We start from the raw sequence: 1,173 nt of genomic DNA, 5'->3' as shown, positions 1-1,173 counted from the left end.
TTGGTATGCGTATTTTTAAAATATCTGTAAAAGGGAATGAAAAACCACTTAGAAAACCTTAACTTTTATATAAAAATGAATCTTAAGTTGATGGATGTGGGATATTACCCCATAGCCATCCAGCTAATAGTTTGAAGTGTTCCTATAACGAAAATTTGATTATTTTACAGTTATTTATGAGATTTCAATTCATTTTTTTTCGTTTTGAGGAACAATTAATTTCTTAAGTTGATGGGCATGTATAGTGACCCCATCGCCATCCAGCTAAGAAATGCAAATACCCCAAAAACGAGGAAATTGACAACTTCATGTAAAAATGTACAATTTATTTGTTTTAGGCATTATAAAATTCTTAAGTTGATGGATGTGGGTCGGTACCCCATAAAGCACTTGCTATAGATTCTGCTAAAAAGTATTTTCTAATTTAAAGAGCATCCATAAAGGGTTATTTTTCTTTGTTCTATAGAAATTATACAATAAATGATTTAGGATTATTGTTTAGGTATTGATCCTATGCAGATGAATGGATCCAAATAGAATATCAACTATTACAAATAGTGTAAGGTTTTTGTAATGTTAATAGATAATATATTTTTAACATCTTTGATAGTATATGAATTATCAAAACTGAAAGAATGGTAAAGGTGAAAAAATGAAAAAACTACTAGGAATCGTAGCAATTATTTTCGTTGGAATTATTGTATGGGGTATTGCTGATAAAGAAGATTCATTGGGTATTAAGAGCTCGATGACAACAGAATATTATGTTCAAATTGATGGAGATGGCGAAGAAAAAACAGACGAAAATGAAGATGGTACAAAAAATACACTCAATTGGTATAAATTAAAAGCATATAATGCATACGGTGATGAAGAAACGGTTTATTTTTTTGGAGCGAAAAAATTAAGAGTGAATGCATATCTCCGTGTTGAAATAGGTGGAAAATATAAAGGTGAATCTTATTATGGAATCAATAGTTATGAAGAAGTAAAACCTGAAGATATACCTAAAAAAGCAAAAGAAAAATTAGATAAAAAATAATGAAAAATTCTTTTTATGAAAGAGTCCCCAATATGAAGTGACCCCTGTCAAGTAGACAGTATTTAAAAAGCGCCACTAAGCAACCTGAGTTCTATATTTATATGGACTCAGGTTATTTAATTTCTTTTGAA

Annotated in this window: 1 protein-coding gene; it reads left to right on the top strand. The window is 29.3% G+C overall.

The features are described 5' to 3' along the window. Nucleotides 1-652 precede the first annotated feature (652 nt). Complete coding sequence (locus AZF08_RS24825; RefSeq protein ID WP_063177400.1) at nt 653-1,042, top strand: YxeA family protein; 390 nt, start codon at nt 653-655, stop codon at nt 1,040-1,042. Nucleotides 1,043-1,173 lie beyond the last annotated feature (131 nt).

Source organism: Bacillus gaemokensis (assembly GCF_001590835.1).
GTDB classification, from domain to species: domain Bacteria; phylum Bacillota; class Bacilli; order Bacillales; family Bacillaceae_G; genus Bacillus_A; species Bacillus_A gaemokensis.
The sequence above is the reverse complement of the archived record's forward strand: the minus strand, read 5'-3'. Positions and strand labels throughout refer to the sequence as shown.

Excerpts from the sequence above, each read along its gene's own strand:
- AZF08_RS24825 (WP_063177400.1), top strand. The coding sequence starts at position 653 with ATGAAAAAACTACTAGGAATCGTAGCAATTATTTTCGTTGGAATTATT.